This window comes from Dehalococcoidia bacterium (genome assembly GCA_040902535.1).
Lineage (GTDB): Bacteria > Chloroflexota > Dehalococcoidia > DSTF01 > JACRBR01 > JBBDXD01.
Genome location: JBBDXD010000014.1, coordinates 126,557 through 143,966 on the forward strand (window position 1 = coordinate 126,557; position 17,410 = coordinate 143,966).

Below are 17,410 nucleotides of genomic sequence, written 5' to 3' on the forward strand. Positions count from 1 at the left end.
CCAGCACCCACTGATTCCCGGATGCGGGGGATGACGTCGGCTATCTTGGGAGTCGCATGCTGTACGCAGACGCCGTTTCGAAGTCATTTGGCCCCGTGGAGGTCCTGGAGGACGTCTCGTTCATCGTGGGCGACCGCGAGCGGGTGGGCCTCGTCGGGGCGAACGGGGCGGGCAAGTCGACGATCCTCAAGCTCGTCGCGGGGGAGGACCGTCCCGATCGCGGCCGGGCGGGCCATCGTGGTGGCTCGCTGGGGTATCTGCGGCAGGAAGCGGCGCTCGACCCGGACCGCGCGTTGCTCGATGAGATGTGGACCGCCTTCCCGGAGGCGCGCGCGATCGAATTGCGGCTGCACGAGATCGCCGGCCGCATCGAGCGGGGCGACGCAGAGATCGACGCGCTGATCGACGAGCAGGGCCGGCTGTTCGACGAGTTCGAAGCGATGGACGGCTATCGCATCGAGATGCGGATCAGCAAAGTGCTCGACGGGCTGGGATTCGCGACCGCCGACCGCGACAAGGCATGCGGCGCATTCAGCGGCGGCTGGCAGATGCGCATCGCGCTGGCGAAGATCCTCGTGCGGCGCCCCGACCACGCGCTGCTCGACGAGCCGACGAACCACCTGGATGCGGCGGCGCGCGGGTGGTTGGCGGAGGACCTCGAGAAATACCCGGGGACCGTGCTGATCGTCACGCACGATGCGGAGTTCCTCGATCGCGTGGCGCAGCGCATCCTCGAGCTGCGGGAGAAGTCGGTCGAGAGCTACACGGGCAACTACACGGAGTACCAGCGTCAGAAGGCGGAGAAGTTGCAGTTGCAGGACCGCGCCGCTGCGCGGCAAGAGCGCGAGATCGCAAAGCAGGAGCGATTCATCGAGCGGTTCCGGGCGAAGTCATCGAAGGCGACGCTCGTGCAGAGCCGCGAGAAGGCGCTAGCGAAGGTCGAGCGCATCGAACGGACGCGCAAGGACTCGGAGGTCAACTTCACGCTCTCGGTACACGGCCGCACGGAGCGCGACGTGCTGCTGCTCGATGAGATCGGCCACGCGTACGGCGATCATGTCGTGCTCGTCGACGTGAACCTGCACGTCGAACGGGGGCAGAAGATCGCGTTCATCGGCCCGAACGGGAGCGGCAAGAGCACGCTGCTGAAGATCATCGCGGGCACGATCGCGCCGACGGAGGGCGCGGTGCAGTGGGCGGAGCGGGCGCGGCCCGGCTACTACGACCAGCACCAGGACGAGGCGCTCGACGGCGAGCGCAGCGTCATCGACGAGGTGCGGGCGGTCGCGCCGCAGGAGGGCGACACGCGGCTGCGGACGGTGCTGGGCCAGTTCCTCTTCCGCGGCGACGACGTCTTCAAGCCGATCAAGGTGCTTTCGGGCGGCGAACGCAGCCGCGTCGCGCTGGCGAAGTTCCTCATCCAGCCGACAAACGTGCTGCTGCTCGACGAACCGACAAACCACCTCGACCGCAGCACGCGCCGGAAACTGATCGAGGCGCTGGAGAAGTACGACGGCACGATCGTCTGCGCGAGCCACGATCCGGGCATCCTCGAGCGCGTCGCAACCCGCGTGTACGAGATCGCGGACGGCGGCTGTCGCGAGGTGCTCGAGCGGCGGAAGGACTGACGGTTACGCGGGGCGCGCGGGCTGGCGCTCCAGCGTCCGCTTCGCCGCCTGCGCGCCCTGCTCCATCATCGCGCCGACGACCTCGGCCGCTTCGTGCGGGAGGACGTCGGTGATCCAGACGAAGCGACTGCCGCCGTTCGCGTTGGCCACGATACGCACGGATGCGCTGTGGTGCGCCATCCGCTCGTCGGCGATGCGGTAGGCGATGCGGCGGTCGTCATCGTCGATGCCGATCAGCACCTCGCGCGCAACCATGCCGTTGGCGAACGTGACGATCCTTGCGTCACCGTCCATCTGGAGTCCGGTCAGAAAGCCCGGCGCGACGCGCTCGTGCACGGCGCCGAAGTCCCGGACCGCCGCCCAGACATGATCCGGTGCTGCGTCGATGTCGATTTCTTTTCGGACGATTGCCATCTGCCGTACCTCCCGCGGTGCTTATTCCTCCATGCAGCGTGACGCACCACGGGAACCGGGAGCGGACGGATTCGGACGTACTCGATCGCAGACGGAAATACTCGCCTTCCGATGCGCGCTCCTCAGCAGAACCGAACGAGCCGCGGGCGCCGGAAACGTGGAACGAGCGCCGCCGGCATCGGACGGAAAGCTGCACCACAACGCCGGAATCAGCTATGATCTCGTCCCGCGAATCGGCGTGCAGGCCTAACCTCATCGACAGGAGCACGGACCCGGCATGAAAGAGTACAAGACTGAGCAGATCCGCAACGTCGTCCTCCTTGGCCATGGTGGCACCGGCAAGACATCGCTGTCAGAAGCGGCGCTGTTCGCCAGCGGCGGCACCACGCGTCTGGGCAGAGTGGATGATGGCACGACGACATCCGACTTCGAGCCGGACGAAGTCAAGCGGAAGATATCAATCAGTCTGGCTCTTATCCCGTGCGAGTGGTCCGGCCACAAGATCAACATCATCGACACGCCGGGATATTCGGACTTCGTGGGCGAGGTGCAGAGCGGCATCGCGGCCGCCGATGTCGGCGTGATCGTGGTCGATGCCGTATCCGGCGTGCAGGTGGGCACGGAGCAAGCATGGCGTCACGCGGACCGGGCGGGGCTGCCGCGGCTGATTTTCATCAACCGCATGGACCGCGAGAACGCGAACTTCCAGCAGGCGCTAGAACAACTCCAGGCCCGCTGGGGCAAGAAGATCGCACCGCTGGAGCTGCCGATCGGGTCGCAGGACTCGTTCTCCGGCGTCGTGAACCTGATCGAGCGGAAGGCGTACGTCGGCGACAAGGGCACGCCAGGCGACGTGCCCGCCGACATGGCGGACGCCGTCGCGGCGGCGCGCGAGCAACTGATCGAGGCCGTCGCGGAGGTCGATGACGACGTGCTCAACAAGTACCTGGAAGGCGAAGAGATCAGCGAGGAAGAGCTGACCGCCTGTTTGCGCAAGGGCATCACGGGCAATATCACCTACCCTGTGCTCGTCGGTTCATCGACCAAAAACATCGGCGTATCGAAGTTCCTCGATGCGTTGGTCGCGGACTGTCCGTCGCCGGCAGACATGCCCGGGCGGCCGGCAACCGCCGCCGCCGGCGAGGATCAACTCTCGGCCGATCCATCGGCGCCGCTTGCCGCGCTGGTGTTCAAGACGTCGGCGGACCCGTTCGTCGGGCGGCTGACGTACTTTCGCGTCGTGTCCGGCACCTTCAAGGCCGACTCCCACGTCTGGAACGCAAACCACAAGGCCGATGAGCGCATCGGCCAGTTGATCATCCTCAAGGGCAAGACGCAGGACCACGCGCCGGCGTTGGCGGCCGGGGACATCGGCGCGGTCGCAAAGCTCGCGCAGACCGTGACGAGCGACACGCTGTGCACGAAGGAACGCGCGGTGACGCTGTCGGCGATCGCATTTCCGAAGCCGCCGTTCAACATCGCCGTCACGCCGAAGGGCAAAGGCGACGTCGACAAGCTGGGGCCGTCGCTGCATCGCATCGCCGAAGAGGATCCGACGCTCGACGTACACCGCGACGAGGCGACGGGGGAAACGATCATCTCCGGCATGGGTGAGACGCACGTCGAGGTCGCAGCGGAGAAGATGAAGCGCAAGTTCGGCGTCGAAGTCGACCTGCACGCACCGCGCGTGCCGTATCGCGAGACGGTGACATCGAGGGTGGACTCAGAGTACATCCACAAGAAGCAGACGGGCGGCCACGGCCAGTACGCGCGCGTTTCGATCACCGTCGAGCCGAACCGCGGCGCGGGCTTCGAGTTCGTCGACAAGGTCGTGGGCGGCTCAGTGCCGCGCAACTACATTCCCGCCGTCGAGAAGGGCGTACACGAAGCGATGCAGGAAGGCGCACTCGCCCACTTCCCGATGGTCGACGTGCGCGTGACGCTGTTCGACGGCAAAGAGCATCCGGTGGACTCGTCCGAGATGGCGTTCAAGATCGCGGGATCGCAGGCGCTCAAGCAGGGCGCGCTCAAGGCGTCGCCGGTGCTGCTGGAGCCCGTCGTGGCGCTGACGATCCACGTGCCCGAGTCGCACACGGGCGACGTGATGAGCGATCTCAACTCGAAGCGCGCAAAGGTCCACGGCATGACGCCCGAAGACAACGGCACGACCGTCATCGACGCCGAGGCGCCGCTCGCAGAGGTGCTGCGGTACGCGACGGACCTGCGCTCGATCACGCAGGGGCGGGGCAGCTTCGAGATGGCGTTTCATCACTACGAGGAAGTGCCGTCGCACATTGCGCAGAAGGTGATCGCGGAAGCGCAGGGAGCGCAGGGAGCGCAGGCGGCGAAGGTGCATTAGCGGTCGCTGTCAGCGGTCGGCGGTCAGCGGTCAGCTTTCAGCCGTCAGCTTTCAGTTCTTGGGGTTCGGCGGGTCGCCGGCCATTCGCGGGCTGTTGTAGCTTCGTGATGAGTCCGCTGAGCATGCGTTTGACTTCGGTGACGCCATGGGCGAGCGCTCGTAGCGTTCGTTGGGACAGGAGACGGAGATCACGCGCGAGAATGAGATGGTATTCCAGCTCGCTGGCGGATCCCATTGCGATTTGCAGACAGCGAGCCAGATCTCTGCGTCGCTTCCTCGTCCGCACCCTTCAGCAATGTTCGCTGGGATCGACGATGCACTACGCCGGATCTGGCTCGTTAACCCGTATCGCTCGTCACTCGGAAGATCGGCACTTGCCGAATACACCGACAGGACCAATGCGTGCGCCTTTTGCCATACGACGAGATCCCGGAAGTCCTTCATCGCGCAATTCTCCAAAGCTTGACGGCTGACGGCTGAAAGCTGACCGCTTTTACGCTGGCTTCGCGAGTTCTACGATCTTCCAGGTGCCGTCGATCTGGCGGACGGTTTCGCGCATGGACGCAGTTGCGCCGCCGTCGCCTGAGTACGTGACGTCGAAGATGTAGTCGTCACCGTTCTGGCTCACGGGCACGACGGTGTTCTCCTTCGGCGGGTTGGGGCCGCCGGCCATGAGCGGGCCAAGTTGGCCCATGGCCGCCGGCGTGAGATCCGCCATGATTTCCGGGATGCGGCCAGAACAGGCCTTGGCGGCGTGCTCTCGCATGAATTCTTCTGCAGTCATCGCTATTGCTCCATCTGCAAGGCGGCGATTTTCCATTGGCCGCCGATATCGCGCCACGTCGCGATGGCCATGAACTCCTGGTCGCCGCTGAACTTGATCTTGAAGACGTGGTCATCGCCCTGGGTGTCGTGACTCTGGATATCGAAGCCGGTGAGTTGCGGCATGGCGCCCATATTGCCGCCGGCGGTCGACATGACCTGCGCCATGGCCTCGGGCGTCAGGTCGTTCATGACGCGCATCAGGTCGCCGGTCAGGAGCGCCTGGCAGTTCTCTTTGACGGCCTGTTCTACTTCGGAGTCCGGCATGGAGATTCCTTTCCCGAACATGCGATCTGTTTTCAATCACGCTCCGCACGGGCGATGCGTGACGGATCATAGGGACGCGCCCGCCGTAGTGTCAACGAAATGTGACTGATAGGCCGGCGCCTGCTGATGCGCTTGACATGTTTGATCCTTGGTCGATACGCTCGCTCCAGTTGTGACGACAGGCGAAACCACGGTCCCGCAGTCGACCAAAGGCCAACGAGTGCTCATCGGAGTCGCGTTGCTGCTGTTCGCTGCGGCTTCTGCGTACCTGGCGCTCGTGATCATCACGCGCGTCGATAGCATCTTCTCGCCGTTCCAGCAGGTGACGCTCCCTGGCGCGATTCAGAGCGTCCCGCTTCCCGGCATTGACTCCAAGGGTGAGAGCGGCAACCAGGACCGCGTCAACATCCTCGTCGTCGGGCTGGACAAGCGCGTCGGCGACGGTGACTTCCCGTCGCGGACGGACACGGTGTTCATCGTCACGGTCGATCCCAAGACGAACTCGACGGGCATTCTCGGCATCCCGCGCGACCTGCTCGTCGATATTCCCGGCGTCGGCGGCGGCACGTACGAGGACCGCATCAACAGCGTCTACGTCGCGGGCGAGTTGAACGGTTACGAGCAGGGAGGCATCAAGCTTCTCGAAGAAGTGGTAGAGGACAATTTCGACATCGAGATCGACAAGCACGTTATGGTGGACTTCGAGGGCTTCGAGGAGTTGATCGACGCGCTCGGCGGCATCGACGTGGACGTACCTGACCGTGTCTTCGATCCGTACTATTCGGAGACGGAGAAGCCTGGCGACTATTTTCCGCAAGACTTCGACGCGGGGCGCCACCACATGGACGGGCGGACGGCGCTTGCCTACGCGCGCATCCGCTTCAGCAGCGACGACTTTGACCGCATCCAGCGCCAGCAGCGCGTGATCTTCGCGACGATCGACAAAGCCAAGTCGCTCAACCTCCTGACCGATGCTCCCGACTTGTGGTCGAAGTACAAGGACACGATCGAGACGGACATCAGCGACGTGCTGATCCCGAGCTACGCCCTGCTGGCGAACCGCGTGAAGGACAACATCCACGCCGTGTCCCTCGGGCCGGTTACGGTACCGTATACGACGCGCCAGGGCGCCGCCGTGCTCGTAGGAGACGACGCGGGCATCGAGAAGATCGTCGACTCGCTGTTCAGGGACAAGCCAGGCAGCGCTCCCGTCGTCGTTTCGACGCCCGTCCCCGTGCGCGTGCAGATCCAGAACGGAGCCGGCATAGAAGGACTCGCCGGCGACGTGATGAATTTCGTCGCCACGCTGGGATACTCGATCAACGACCTCTCGACCGACAACGTCTTTGACGGCGAAACGCACATCTCCACGGAGATCCTCGACGTCGACGGCACGCACCAGGGGCCGGGCTACCTGCTCGCCAAGGACCTCGGCCTCGATCCGGCGGTGGTGCGGCAGGCGTCCGCCGCGGAGCAGACGGCGCTTAACGGCATCAACGCCGACATCATCGTAATCCTCGGTACGGACTTTGACTTCGAGAGCGTGCAGTCGCCGGAGACGTCCGCAACGGGCGGCTGATCGCGTCTACCGCTTCGACGCCAGCAGGTCCTTCAGCCGCTCCAGCGCATCCATGCTCGAAGGATTGACGCCGTTCAACACGCCCAGGTAGTAGCTCGCCCAGTCGCCGAGGTGCACCGCGCACAACTGCTGTGCGAGCACACTGGCGCCCGGCACATCGATCACCTCGGCAGCGACGGCATTCATGCGCAACTCGTCGAGCGTTGCGTCGACGCGCAGGCGAATGCGCGGGTGCATCGCCGCATGGCGCAACAACACGACGTGGAGCATCGGTACCAGGGCAGCCGGCGCGCCGAAGCCGAGGGCGGCGTTGTGGTTCATCTCCGGCAACTCGTCGGCGATCGCCCAGCTCTTGGCGTTCTCGTTGATCTGCGTGCGCCACCGGTATGCGACGGGCGCCAGCGCCTCGGCGCCGACGATCGCGATGAGTTTGCCGTACCAGCGCCGGGCGAGCTGCTTGGCGGCGTTGGAGGCCTCCGGCACGTCGATGCCGAGCTGGCCGGCATACGCGCGCAGCTCGACGAGCGCGACGCGCAGGTCGTCCGTCTGATCGGGCAGCAGGCCGAGCCGGCGACAGATCGCGAGCAACGAGACGTAGCTCCACCCGAGCGCCGCCCGCGGCTCGCCGTCCCACCGCACGTTGAGCGCGGGCACGTCGCTCGATGCGGCGATCTCGAGCATGCGGCCGCCTGAGGCGAGCACGATGCACTTCGCGCCGGCGGCGATCGCCTGTTCGAAGCTGGCGACGATCTCCTCGGTGTTGCCGCTGTTGGAGGATGCGAGCACGAGCGTGCGGCTATCGACCCAGGCCGGCAGCCGATAGCCGCGCACGACCGTAACCGGCGTCTTCGCGCCGATGTCGAGCGCGAGCGCACGGAGCAGCGAGCCGCCGATACCGGAGCCGCCCATCCCGAGCACGACGATGCGTTCGGCGCTCCGGTAGTCCGTGGGCAGTTCGAGCGCGCTGGCGGCGGTCCACGCCTCATCGATCTGTGCGGGCAGGCCCGCGATGCGATCGCGTAGTCCTTCGGGGTCGATGCGCGCGTAGAGTTCGGGGCCGTCGAGCGAGGATTCAGGCATGGGCACGTTGTAGGGGATGCCGGATCGCCGGTCAATCGGCGCGGTTTGCTGGACACTGCAACGGCCACGAGTGAGAATCGCCGTATGCAACGCCCGCTCGAAGGCATTCGCGTCCTGGACCTGACGATCTGGCAGCAGGGCACATACGCATCGGCGGTGCTGGCCGACCTCGGCGCGGACGTAATCAAGATCGAGGAGACGGTATCCGGCGACCCCGGGCGGCACTTCTGGATCGCGAAAGAGAGCGGGCTGAGCGCCTACTTCGAGGCGCACAACCGCGGCAAGCGGTCGATCGCGCTGGACCTGAAGCATCCGCGCGGAAACGACGTGTTCATGGCGCTCGCGCAGCATGCTGACGCCTTCCTCAGCAACTACCGCATCAACGCCATCGAACGGCTTGGTCTCGACTACGACTCGGTGTCGAAGGCGAACCCGCGCATCGTGTACGTGCAGGCGTCGGGCTTCGGCCACCTGGGCGAAGAACGCGACGGCGGCGCGTTCGACCTGCTGGCGCAGGCGCGCGGCGGCATCATGAGCCGCACGGGCGAGCCGGACGACCCGCCGCTGCCCGCAGGCGCGCCGATCGCCGACCAGGTGGGCGCGTTGCACGCGTGCGTCGCCTTGCTGACGGGGATCCTCGGGCGCAACGCGACCGGACGCGGCATGAAGCTCGATACGTCGCTTCTGGGCAGCGAGGTGTCCCTGCAGGCGTTCGACATCACGAACTACCTGTTCAGCGGCGTGCTGCCGAAACGGTCGGACCGCGGCGGCTCGCGGCCGTTCTGGCGCGTCTACCGCGGCGGTGACGGCAAGTGGTTCGTCATTGGCATGCTGCTGGACCGCGCGTGGAAGGACGTCTGCGAGGTCGTCGGCCGGCCGGACCTGTGCGACGACGACCGTTTCGACACGTTCGCCAAGCGGACGACGAGCGGCACGCACGAACTGATCGCGCTGCTCGACGATGTGTTCGCCAGCGCGCCCGCCCGCGAGTGGATCGACCGGCTGAACGCCGTCGGCATGTTCTCCGCGCCGGTGCAGGACTATGCGGATATCGCGCAGGATCCGCAGGTGATCGCGAACGCGTACGTACACGAAGTGCCACACGCCGGGCGCGAACCCGTGCGCATGGCCGGCAGCGGCATGGCGATCGACGGCGAGCCGGTGCGGATCGAGCGCCTGGCGCCCGGACACGGCGAGCACACCGAGGAAGTGTTGCTCGAAGCAGGCTATTCGTGGGACGAGATCACGTCGCTGCGCGAGGACGGCATCATCGGCCCGAAGCACAACGCCGTAACGTAGAGGGGAGCCACGCATGGCGCTGACGATGCCGAAAATCTTCGTGCCCGCGGGGTCGGGCGGGCAGGACGCGGGAGGGATCGCGGCGTGGGCGCGCGAGGCCGAGGCGTCGGGCGTCGACGGCGTGTTCGTCGGCGACCACGTGACGTTCTACGGCTCCGGCAGCGACGGGTTGACGCGACTGGCGATGTTCGCCGCCGTGACGGAGCGGCTTGCGCTGCAAACATGCGTGTACCTGCTCGCGCTGCGGCATCCGACGCCGGTCGCGCTCCAGTGCGCGATGATCGACCAGGAGTCGCAGGGACGGCTGATCCTCGGAGTCGGCATTGGCGGTGAGGATCCGAACGAATGGTGGGCGTGCGGCATCGATCCGAAGACGCGCGCGCGGCGGACGGACGAATCGATGCAGATCCTGCGCAGCCTGTGGACGCAAGAAGAAACGACGTTCGAAGGCAAGTACTTTCAGCTCAAGGGCGTGCGCATGCGGCCGAAACCGCACCGCCCTACCGGCGTGACGCTGCAGGTGGGCGGCCGCTCCGACGCGGCGCTGCGTCGCGCGGGGCGCTACGGCGACGGCTGGACCGGCATCTGGGTGTCGACGCGGCGTTTCACAGAGGCGGGCGAGAAGATGAGCGCGGCCGCCGCGGAAGCCGGACGCGGTGATATCTCGTTTCCACGCGGTATGCAGTTCTGGACGGCTGTCGACGGCGACAGGTCCGTCGCGCGCGCCAAAGTCGCCGGCGCCATGCAGGCGTTCTACCGCATCCCGTTCGAGCAGTTCGAGCGCTACACGCCGTTCGGGACGCCGGAGGAGATCGCCGAGTTCATCGCGCCGTACGTCGAGGCGGGCTGCGAGTGGGTGAACTTCGTCATCGCCGATGAGCCGGAGGTGACGCTGCAGCGCGCGCTCGCCCTGCGCGAGGCGCTGCAGAAGCTCTGCGGCTAGCGAAAGTGCTTCGCCAGTTCCGACGCGTATCGCTTGCCGATCGTGTCGCGATGCTCCCGCAGCCAGTCCGCGAGGCGCGTCTTCCCGGCCGGCGGTGACTGCGTCACGAGCAGATCGGCGAGCAGACCGTCAACCTCGTCCGGCGTGAGCACGACGTCGCGCACCACGACGCCGACCACGCGCGACAATGCGAGCGCGACGCGCGGCGGCAGATGCACGATGCGCGCGCGGCTCGCCACCGTGTCCTTCAGCAGCGCGACCAGCTCGTTGAACGAGAAGGTGTCCGGCCCGATCGCATCAATCGTGACGTTGTCGCGGGACTCGCCGCACGAGACCGCGAGTTCGGCCATGTCATCGACGTAGATCGGCTGCAGGCGATACTCGCCCAAGCCGGGCACGACGAATAGCGGAAACCGCCGCAACAGCCACGCGATGTTGTTGATCAGCACGTCCTCGTCGCCGAAGATCACGGCGGGCCGCAGGATCGCGTGCGACAGCGACGACTCCCGGATCGCGCGCTCCAGCAGCGCCTTGCCGCGGAAGTACGGCAGGCTCGACGTCTCAGAGGGGTTCGTGATGCTGACGTGTACGATACGCTCGATGCCGGCCTCCTCGGCGGCGCGGATCAGCGTCCTCGTGTTATTGACGGCGGCGTCGAACGTCGACGCACCGCGCGAGAACCGCACCCAGTAGGTGTTGTAGAGCACGCTCGCGCCGCGCAATGCTTCGACGAGCCGCGACGGGTCTTCGAACGAGAAGGGGTACGCGCGCACGCGGTCACCGAACGGTCCCGGCCGGCCGGGGTGGCCGGTGATCGTGCGGACTTCATCACCGCGATCGAGCAGTCGCCGCGCGATGTACTTGCCCGTGAAGCCCGACGCTCCGGTGACGACCTGCACCGTCACGATGGACGGCTCATTCGACGACCGGCTTCTCGACGGTGATGAACGAGGCAACGCGGCTGTGGTCGATGAAGTTCTTCTCGTCTTCGAGCGCGGCGGCGACTTCCGGCGTGCGCATGGCCGTCCGCATCGCGTCCAGGTCATCGAACCAGAGTTCGGCGGCGCCATCGTACGCCGGGGCGTTCTGCGCGCCATACGTCTCCGGCACGACATGACACTGCACGTAGCGTCGCAGGCCGGGAATCGCGCCGGCGATCGGCGCGTGTACGTTGCGCCAGTACGCCTGGAACTGCTCGACCGTCATATCGGGCTTCTTCGAGATGCAGTAGATGAGCTTGACCATCGCGTCTCCTCCCCTGGTGCGGATGGTTGCACATGCGCGCGCGAGCGTCACGCGATACTACCGCCGGGCGTCTGCGTGCTCTGGCTCATCGAGCGCCGCGAGATCGGCGTCGCGTTCCGGGTCGATCAACTCGCGGTCGGTCACGAGCCGGTTGGCGCGGTCGTAGCGGAAGTAGTTCCAGGTCCAGTTGAGCAGGACGAGCGCCCGATTACGCAGCCCGACGATCTGGATGAGATGGACGAACAGCCACAACGCCCAGGCGATGAAGCCGCTGAACTGGAGCCCGAACACCTGCGCGACGGCCTTGCGGCGGCCGATCGTCGCCATCTGGCCACGGTCCTTGTACGCGAAGGCGCGCAGCGGCTCGCCGCGCAGTTCGCGCATGATGTTCGTTGCCGCGACCTGCGCTTGCTGGATCGCCACGGGCGCCACCATCGGGTAGGCGCGCCCGTGCGAGTCTTCGAGGTATGCGAGGTCGCCGATGACAAACGCATCGAGGTGGCCCGGCACCTGGAGCGTGGGCAGCACCTTGATGCGCCGTTGCGCGCCCATCTCCGCTGACAACGTCTCTCCCAGCGGCTCCCCCCGGACGCCCGCCACCCAGACGACGCTTGCCGAAGCGATCGTCTCTCCGCTCGCCAGCACGACGCTGTCTGCGGTGACTTCGCGCACCGCTGCGTTGAACCGTACGTCGACGCCGAGCGCGCGCAATTGCTGTGCGGCCTTGCGCTGCAAGCGCGCCGGCATGGAGGGAAGCAGCCGGTCCGTCGCTTCGAGCAAGATCACATGCGCCCGCTCGAGGTCGAGGTCCGGATAGTCGCGCGGCAGGACATGGCGCTTCAATTCCGCAAGCGCGCCGGACAGCTCGACGCCCGTCGGGCCGCCGCCGATCACGACGACGCTCATCAGGCGCTCACGCTCTGCGTCGTTCGTCGCGATGACCGCGCGTTCGAAGTTGCGCAGGATGCGGTTGCGCACCGCCGTCGCCTGATGCAGATCTTTCAGGCCGAGCGCGCGCAACTCGACCGACTGCAGGCCGAAGTAGTTCGTCGCACTGCCGGCCGCGACGACGAGGAAGTCGTACGGAATCTCGCCCGCGGCGGTGGTGACGTTCTTCGCCGCGAGGTCGACGCCGGTGACATCGGCCATGAGGAATCGCACGTTGCGGGTGCCGCGAAGGATCGCGCGCACGGGCTGCGCGATATCGTCGGGCTCGAGGCCCGCCGCGGCCACCTCGTACAGCAGCGGTTGGAACTGGTGGTAGTTGTGCCGGTCGATCAGCAGGACGTCGACGGGCGCGCCGGCGAGCGAGCGCGCGACGCGCAGCCCGCCAAAGCCGGCGCCGATGACGATGACGCGCGGCCGCGACCCCGGAAGCAGCACTGACTGTGTCGAAGCCTGATTGTGACTCATTTCACATTCAGTCTGACTCCCGTCGCCTGCTGCCGTCAATGCCTGAATTAACGGAATCGAAGCGAAGCGGCCATTGCACACGTCGCTCTGATGGGCGCATCATCGACAGTACAGCATCCATGCACTGTCGCAGCCATCGCAGGGAGCGTGCGGCGCGTGAAACTGCATAACGAACTGCACAACGTGACCGTCGCCGACGGACCCGGGCGTTCGGTCGAAGGCGTGATCCGCGTGCGAGGGTTGGGTATGCAAGTTCGCGGCCGTGGCGTAACGTTCCGGCAGCAGCAGCCGGTGGGCGTCGTCGTACACACGCGGTCGGGCGTGCAGCGGCTGGCGCTGCCGCGCGACGATGCGGTCCCGGGTGTTGCGGCGGCGCTTGCGGGACCTATCCTGTTTCTCGCGACGAAACGGTTCTTGAAGAAAGGACGCAGACGATGAACTACGTCACGACCACGGACGAGATGGTGCGGCGCATCGGGTCGATCCCCGACGAGTTGAGTGCGGCGGCATGTTTTGGCACGCCCGTCGAACGCGACGGACACACGCTGATCCCGGTCGCGCGCATCAACTTTGGCTACGGCATGGGGTTCGGCGGCGGCAGCGGCGGCAAGGGCGTCCCGGGCGATTTTGCCGCTGAGCCGGAGACTGGCGAAGGCGGTGGCGGCGGTGGTGGCGGCGGCGGATCGGCGACGCCGGTGGCGGTGATCGACCTGACGGAAGGCGCGGTAAACATCAAGGCTGTCGAAGACACGACGCGGATCACGATCGGCGCGTTCATGATGGCGGCGTGGGTGACGTTCTGGCTCTTCCTGACGGTACGCACGATCTCGCACGAGACGGCGAAGACGCGCCGTCACGTCGCCGACAAGCAGTCCTGATCAGCCGGCCTTCTGCGCGTCTTCTCCCGGCTCGTCCGCCTCGGCGGCGACGGGCTGAGGCGGGCCGTGCTTCTCCAGCCATTTGAGCGCAAGAGGCGTACACGCGGTGCAGGCGACCGAATGGATCCCGAGCGCGGTGCCCCCGCTCGTGACGAACGTCCCGCAAAAGGCGCACTTTCCCTGTGGCATGGATCCTCCGTGATGCGTTAGCCCTTGAGTTCTTTGAGCGCCGTCAGAATCTCGATCGCGTGGCCGGCGGGGCTCACTTTCGGGAAGACGCGCGCGATCTTGCCGTCCGGATCGACAATGAACGTCGCGCGGTCGACGCCCATGTATTCGCGCCCCATGAACGTCTTCGGGCCCCAGACACCATACTGTTCCGACACCTTGTGCTCGTCATCGGCGAGCAGCGGAAACGGGAGCGTGTGCTTGTCACGGAACTTCTGGTGCGACGCGACGTTGTCAGGAGAGACGCCGAACAGTTCGGCCTCGCCGGTCATCAACTGCCAGTTGTCGCGGATGTCGCACGCCTCGGCGGTACAGCCCGGCGTGTCGTCCTTCGGATACCAGTAGAGCACGACCCACTTGCCGCGCAGATCCTGGAGACGCACGCTCTCATCGCGGTCGTCCTTCAGTTCAAACGCGGGTGCGGCGTCGCCTTCTTGCAGATTCGTGGGCACAGCGATCTTCCTCCTATCTCAGCAGGACGATCGTAGACGAAACACGAGATGTGAAACAGGCTCGGTCAGGCGGCCGCTTCGTCGCGCGTGGGGAGGGTTTCGGCGGCTCGCAGATCGCGGGAGTAGCACACGTCGACGTGGTGGTAGTGGAAGCCAGACTGTTCGTAGAGCGCGCACGCCGCCACATTCGCCTCGTCGACGTAGATCGCTGCGACGTTCACCTCGCGGCAACGCAGATGCGCGAGGGCCGCGGCAACCAGGTACTTGCCGAGGCCGAGGCCACGATACTGGGGCGCCGTGCCGATGACGTAGATCTCGCCGACGCGCCGCTCCGTGCCGCGCTCTTCGACCTTGAGCCAGCAGTAGCCCGCCATGACGCCGTCCACCTCGAGCACAAGGAAATCCTCGGCGCAGAACCACGGCTGTGCAAGTCGGGCGCGCAGGTCATCGAGCGTCCAGCAGCCGTTTTCGGGGTGGCCGCTGAAGATGCGGTTGTTGAGCGCCAGCCACGTCGCGTCATCCGCGCCGGGCCGATAGGCGCGGATGCCGGCGCCCGCAGGCGTGTCAGGCCGCGGCACCGACGTGAGGTGCCTGTGGAGGTGGAGCAGCCGCCGCTTCGGCGCGAAGCCCATCTCACGCGCCATGTGGGAACTCGTCCTGGAGTCGTTGTACGCCCAGACGTCCATGCTGCGCGCGCCCTGTCCGATCGCGTGCTCGAGGGCCCGTGACAGCAGCAGCCTGCCGACGCCGCGCCCGCGTTCCTGCGGGTGGACCACGAACTCGCAGGACACCCGTCGCGAGGCGGCATCGCCGTAGGCGAGGGTGTGGGCGTAGCCAGCCAGACGGCCAGCTTCGTACGCCACGAGGGCCAGCGCGAGGTCGTCGCCGCTTTGAATGCGGAGAAACTTGTGCTCGCCGAGCGGCTCGTGGCCATCGGCGAGCGTAGATGCTTCGATTAGCTCTGGTAGCTGATCGAGGTGCTGAACGTCCGTGTGCGAAACGACTTCGAGGTGATGCATAGGTAAATCCGGAGGAGTATCGGCAGGCGCAAGGCGCGGGGATATCCTACCACTCAATTGTATTTGCAACTGGTTGCGGCGACAACTCTGCCCTTCGAAGCTTATCGGCCGCCGACCGGAGGGCACGGCTCGGCCAGCGTCACTTCGCCGCGGTGCGGCGGGCCGCCGGACTCGTCGGCGATCTCGTAGGTCTCGCGGACCTGCACGGCCGGAGACAGCGTCGCGAGCACCGGACAGTACTTCGACATGGACAGGTAGATGGCGCGCCGGACGTGCGCCTCGCCGATGCCCCGCCCGCGGAATGAGTGTGCGATCGTGGCGGTCAGGTACTTGCGTGGGTGCTCCGCCGCGCGCTCAGCGGTGACGGCGACTTCGTAGACCGTCACGTCCTGGCGCATTTTGCGGAGGATCGAAAGGACGTCCATGGCGCCGCATCCGCCGAGCGCGACGAGTTGCAGCTCCATCGGGCCGGGCGCGCTGCCCTCGCCGCCGCTCGCCTCCGTCGTGTCGATGCGCAGCGTGTAACCAGACGGCGTGTGCGCGTCGAACTTCAGACCATCGACGAGATTGAGCCGTACGGTTGACGCCATGGCGGTGCTCCCGGCGCTATGTGCGAGCGGGGGCTTCGCGCGGCCAGATCTTCCAGGCGAGCGCACCGTACACGACGCCATCGAGCGCCAAGTTGAGGATGCTGTTGCGGACCTTAACGTTCCTCTGCAAGCTCTTCTTCGTCGAGAGATACGGCACCGGCAGCTTATCGAGCAGGAGGTGCGAGGCAACGATCAGCGCGCCGGCGAATGCGTCTGCCACCAGGTCGCGGTCGCCTTCCGCGTTGCCGGCGCTGACGACGCCGGAGAAGCCCGCGAGCATGCCGGACGATAGCGCAAAGCCGAGTGTGTGCGTGTGTCCGCGGTGCAGCCGCCACGGATCGCGGTGCAGCGCGATGCCTGCGATCACGTCGACATCGGGCAGGCTGGCGGCGACGACGGACGCACCCATGCCGAAGGGCGAGCGGACGCCCAGGCGTCGCGCGAGCGCCACGCCGACTAACGTGTGACCAAGAGGACTTGCCATGAAGATCCTTACTGGCTTGCGTTCGGCTTCACTTCGCCGCCCGGGTTGTCGATGGTCTGCTGATCTTCGAGCGCGAGGGCCGCGCCGTTCCAGCCGTAGGTCGTCTGTCGCAGCAGGCTCGGGCAGCACTCCGGGTCATCGGGCCCAAAGACCGGCTCAAGCATCACGAGTTTGCCTTCGACGACATTGAGCGCGATGCCGCCGGACTCCCGGGGCAGCTCTCGCAGAAGCGTCACTGTGCCGTCGTCGGTCGGCGTCAGGACGACGAAGGCGACGTTGCCGAGCGTCCCGGCCGAAGAGACCGGCACGACTGCGTCATCGATGCCATCGTCGCTGAGGTCGGCGTAGATGACGTTCTCCTGGACGTACTCCCCGCCGGTCTCCTCGATCAGCGACTGGACGGCGGGATCGTTTTCCAGGTCGCGCTCGCGGATCGCACCGGAAGGCGTCGCGCCGGCGCGCGCCGTTCCCGAGGCGGCGACGCTGGGGACGGGGCGCGTCGGCGTCTCGTCGTCGCCGCCATCACCGCCGCACGCGGCGAAGCTGAGAAGCGCGAGAGACGCGGCGATCATCGACGCGAGGACGCGGATGCACATGTCGCGGCAGTGTAGGTGGCGCCGCGAAGGGCGGGCAAGCGGTCAGCAGTCAGCGGTCAGCGGTCAGCGGTCAGCAGTCAGCGGTCAGCGGTCAGCGGTCAGCGGTCAGCGGTC

Annotated in this window: 21 protein-coding genes and 1 pseudogene; 7 read left to right on the forward strand and 15 right to left on the reverse strand. The window is 66.4% G+C overall.

Annotation, left to right across the window (positions count from 1 at the left end):
* The first annotated feature begins 56 nt into the window (after positions 1-56).
* A complete protein-coding gene (locus WEB52_06970; GenBank protein MEX2226173.1) occupies positions 57-1,628 on the forward strand; it encodes an ABC-F family ATP-binding cassette domain-containing protein in 1,572 nt (523 codons plus the stop codon).
* Positions 1,629-1,631: 3 nt separating this feature from the next.
* Here the strand turns inward: WEB52_06970 and WEB52_06975 are convergent, their stop codons facing one another.
* On the reverse strand, positions 1,632-2,042 hold the full coding sequence (locus WEB52_06975; protein ID MEX2226174.1) for an SRPBCC family protein: 411 nt from the start codon (positions 2,040-2,042) through the stop codon (positions 1,632-1,634).
* Positions 2,043-2,319: 277 nt separating this feature from the next.
* Here WEB52_06975 and fusA point away from each other — a divergent pair, with 277 nt between their 5' ends.
* A complete protein-coding gene (gene fusA / locus WEB52_06980; GenBank protein MEX2226175.1) occupies positions 2,320-4,401 on the forward strand; it encodes an elongation factor G in 2,082 nt (693 codons plus the stop codon).
* A 37-nt stretch (positions 4,402-4,438) separates the two neighbouring features.
* Here fusA and WEB52_06985 read toward each other — a convergent pair whose 3' ends face one another.
* The 4 genes and pseudogenes from WEB52_06985 to WEB52_07000 all read right to left on the reverse strand — a co-directional run bounded on the left by WEB52_06985 (position 4,439) and on the right by WEB52_07000 (position 5,490).
* A complete protein-coding gene (locus WEB52_06985; GenBank protein ID MEX2226176.1) occupies positions 4,439-4,636 on the reverse strand; it encodes a four helix bundle protein in 198 nt (65 codons plus the stop codon).
* An 86-nt stretch (positions 4,637-4,722) separates the two neighbouring features.
* A pseudogene (locus WEB52_06990) lies at positions 4,723-4,845 on the reverse strand (four helix bundle protein).
* 49 nt (positions 4,846-4,894) lie between these two features.
* Positions 4,895-5,185, reverse strand: a complete 291-nt coding sequence (locus WEB52_06995; protein ID MEX2226177.1) for a hypothetical protein — start codon at positions 5,183-5,185, stop codon at positions 4,895-4,897.
* 2 nt (positions 5,186-5,187) lie between these two features.
* Entirely contained in the window at positions 5,188-5,490 is a 303-nt protein-coding gene (locus WEB52_07000) for a hypothetical protein (protein MEX2226178.1), read from the reverse strand.
* 172 nt (positions 5,491-5,662) lie between these two features.
* On the opposite strand from WEB52_07000, the gene WEB52_07005 reads away from it, so the two are divergent.
* Positions 5,663-7,069, forward strand: a complete 1,407-nt coding sequence (locus WEB52_07005) for an LCP family protein (protein MEX2226179.1) — start codon at positions 5,663-5,665, stop codon at positions 7,067-7,069.
* Between the two features lie 6 nt (positions 7,070-7,075).
* On the opposite strand, the gene WEB52_07010 is transcribed toward WEB52_07005, so the two are convergent.
* Positions 7,076-8,149, reverse strand: a complete 1,074-nt coding sequence (locus WEB52_07010; protein MEX2226180.1) for a bifunctional phosphoglucose/phosphomannose isomerase — start codon at positions 8,147-8,149, stop codon at positions 7,076-7,078.
* A gap of 84 nt (positions 8,150-8,233) precedes the next feature.
* Between WEB52_07010 and WEB52_07015 the strand changes: the two genes are divergently transcribed.
* Positions 8,234-9,448: a CoA transferase gene (locus tag WEB52_07015; protein MEX2226181.1), complete on the forward strand. Its 1,215-nt coding sequence runs from the start codon at positions 8,234-8,236 to the stop codon at positions 9,446-9,448.
* A gap of 13 nt (positions 9,449-9,461) precedes the next feature.
* A complete protein-coding gene (locus WEB52_07020) occupies positions 9,462-10,391 on the forward strand; it encodes an LLM class flavin-dependent oxidoreductase (GenBank protein MEX2226182.1) in 930 nt (309 codons plus the stop codon).
* On the opposite strand, the gene WEB52_07025 is transcribed toward WEB52_07020, so the two are convergent.
* From WEB52_07025 to WEB52_07035, 3 genes are read right to left on the reverse strand one after another with little or no spacing between them, the layout of a single operon-like run.
* A complete protein-coding gene (locus WEB52_07025; GenBank protein MEX2226183.1) occupies positions 10,388-11,296 on the reverse strand; it encodes an NAD(P)H-binding protein in 909 nt (302 codons plus the stop codon). The genes WEB52_07020 and WEB52_07025 overlap by 4 nt on opposite strands.
* A gap of 10 nt (positions 11,297-11,306) precedes the next feature.
* Complete coding sequence (locus WEB52_07030) at positions 11,307-11,636, reverse strand: EthD domain-containing protein (GenBank protein MEX2226184.1); 330 nt, start codon at positions 11,634-11,636, stop codon at positions 11,307-11,309.
* A 57-nt stretch (positions 11,637-11,693) separates the two neighbouring features.
* A complete protein-coding gene (locus WEB52_07035; GenBank protein MEX2226185.1) occupies positions 11,694-13,049 on the reverse strand; it encodes an NAD(P)/FAD-dependent oxidoreductase in 1,356 nt (451 codons plus the stop codon).
* Between the two features lie 156 nt (positions 13,050-13,205).
* On the opposite strand from WEB52_07035, the gene WEB52_07040 reads away from it, so the two are divergent.
* Both WEB52_07040 and WEB52_07045 read left to right on the forward strand, forming a co-directional pair.
* Positions 13,206-13,487 carry a hypothetical protein gene (locus WEB52_07040; GenBank protein ID MEX2226186.1) on the forward strand — a complete coding sequence of 94 codons (282 nt, stop codon included), beginning with the start codon at positions 13,206-13,208 and terminating at the stop codon, positions 13,485-13,487.
* Entirely contained in the window at positions 13,484-13,927 is a 444-nt protein-coding gene (locus WEB52_07045) for a spore germination protein GerW family protein (GenBank protein ID MEX2226187.1), read from the forward strand. The genes WEB52_07040 and WEB52_07045 overlap by 4 nt, the downstream gene beginning before the upstream one ends.
* Here the strand turns inward: WEB52_07045 and WEB52_07050 are convergent, their stop codons facing one another.
* The 6 genes from WEB52_07050 to WEB52_07075 all read right to left on the reverse strand — a co-directional run bounded on the left by WEB52_07050 (position 13,928) and on the right by WEB52_07075 (position 17,296).
* Positions 13,928-14,116, reverse strand: coding sequence for a hypothetical protein (locus tag WEB52_07050; protein MEX2226188.1), 189 nt, complete (start codon positions 14,114-14,116; stop codon positions 13,928-13,930).
* Between the two features lie 17 nt (positions 14,117-14,133).
* Entirely contained in the window at positions 14,134-14,607 is a 474-nt protein-coding gene (bcp, locus tag WEB52_07055) for a thioredoxin-dependent thiol peroxidase (GenBank protein MEX2226189.1), read from the reverse strand.
* Positions 14,608-14,672: 65 nt separating this feature from the next.
* A complete protein-coding gene (gene mshD / locus WEB52_07060; GenBank protein MEX2226190.1) occupies positions 14,673-15,626 on the reverse strand; it encodes a mycothiol synthase in 954 nt (317 codons plus the stop codon).
* A 101-nt stretch (positions 15,627-15,727) separates the two neighbouring features.
* A complete protein-coding gene (locus tag WEB52_07065; GenBank protein MEX2226191.1) occupies positions 15,728-16,216 on the reverse strand; it encodes an OsmC family protein in 489 nt (162 codons plus the stop codon).
* A gap of 16 nt (positions 16,217-16,232) precedes the next feature.
* Positions 16,233-16,700, reverse strand: a complete 468-nt coding sequence (locus tag WEB52_07070) for a metal-dependent hydrolase (GenBank protein ID MEX2226192.1) — start codon at positions 16,698-16,700, stop codon at positions 16,233-16,235.
* A gap of 8 nt (positions 16,701-16,708) precedes the next feature.
* Positions 16,709-17,296 (reverse strand): hypothetical protein, encoded by a 588-nt coding sequence (locus WEB52_07075; GenBank protein MEX2226193.1) that lies wholly within the window; start codon positions 17,294-17,296, stop codon positions 16,709-16,711.
* Positions 17,297-17,410: the final 114 nt, after the last annotated feature.

Excerpts from the sequence above, each read along its gene's own strand:
- WEB52_06970 (MEX2226173.1), top strand. The coding sequence starts at position 57 with ATGCTGTACGCAGACGCCGTTTCGAAGTCATTTGGCCCCGTGGAGGTC.
- WEB52_06975 (MEX2226174.1), bottom strand. The coding sequence starts at position 2,042 with ATGGCAATCGTCCGAAAAGAAATCGACATCGACGCAGCACCGGATCAT.
- fusA (MEX2226175.1), top strand. The coding sequence starts at position 2,320 with ATGAAAGAGTACAAGACTGAGCAGATCCGCAACGTCGTCCTCCTTGGC.
- WEB52_06985 (MEX2226176.1), bottom strand. The coding sequence starts at position 4,636 with ATGGGATCCGCCAGCGAGCTGGAATACCATCTCATTCTCGCGCGTGAT.
- WEB52_06995 (MEX2226177.1), bottom strand. The coding sequence starts at position 5,185 with ATGACTGCAGAAGAATTCATGCGAGAGCACGCCGCCAAGGCCTGTTCT.
- WEB52_07000 (MEX2226178.1), bottom strand. The coding sequence starts at position 5,490 with ATGCCGGACTCCGAAGTAGAACAGGCCGTCAAAGAGAACTGCCAGGCG.
- WEB52_07010 (MEX2226180.1), bottom strand. The coding sequence starts at position 8,149 with ATGCCTGAATCCTCGCTCGACGGCCCCGAACTCTACGCGCGCATCGAC.
- WEB52_07015 (MEX2226181.1), top strand. The coding sequence starts at position 8,234 with ATGCAACGCCCGCTCGAAGGCATTCGCGTCCTGGACCTGACGATCTGG.
- WEB52_07020 (MEX2226182.1), top strand. The coding sequence starts at position 9,462 with ATGGCGCTGACGATGCCGAAAATCTTCGTGCCCGCGGGGTCGGGCGGG.
- WEB52_07030 (MEX2226184.1), bottom strand. The coding sequence starts at position 11,636 with ATGGTCAAGCTCATCTACTGCATCTCGAAGAAGCCCGATATGACGGTC.
- WEB52_07035 (MEX2226185.1), bottom strand. The coding sequence starts at position 13,049 with ATGAGTCACAATCAGGCTTCGACACAGTCAGTGCTGCTTCCGGGGTCG.
- WEB52_07045 (MEX2226187.1), top strand. The coding sequence starts at position 13,484 with ATGAACTACGTCACGACCACGGACGAGATGGTGCGGCGCATCGGGTCG.
- WEB52_07050 (MEX2226188.1), bottom strand. The coding sequence starts at position 14,116 with ATGCCACAGGGAAAGTGCGCCTTTTGCGGGACGTTCGTCACGAGCGGG.
- mshD (MEX2226190.1), bottom strand. The coding sequence starts at position 15,626 with ATGCATCACCTCGAAGTCGTTTCGCACACGGACGTTCAGCACCTCGAT.
- WEB52_07065 (MEX2226191.1), bottom strand. The coding sequence starts at position 16,216 with ATGGCGTCAACCGTACGGCTCAATCTCGTCGATGGTCTGAAGTTCGAC.
- WEB52_07070 (MEX2226192.1), bottom strand. The coding sequence starts at position 16,700 with ATGGCAAGTCCTCTTGGTCACACGTTAGTCGGCGTGGCGCTCGCGCGA.
- WEB52_07075 (MEX2226193.1), bottom strand. The coding sequence starts at position 17,296 with ATGTGCATCCGCGTCCTCGCGTCGATGATCGCCGCGTCTCTCGCGCTT.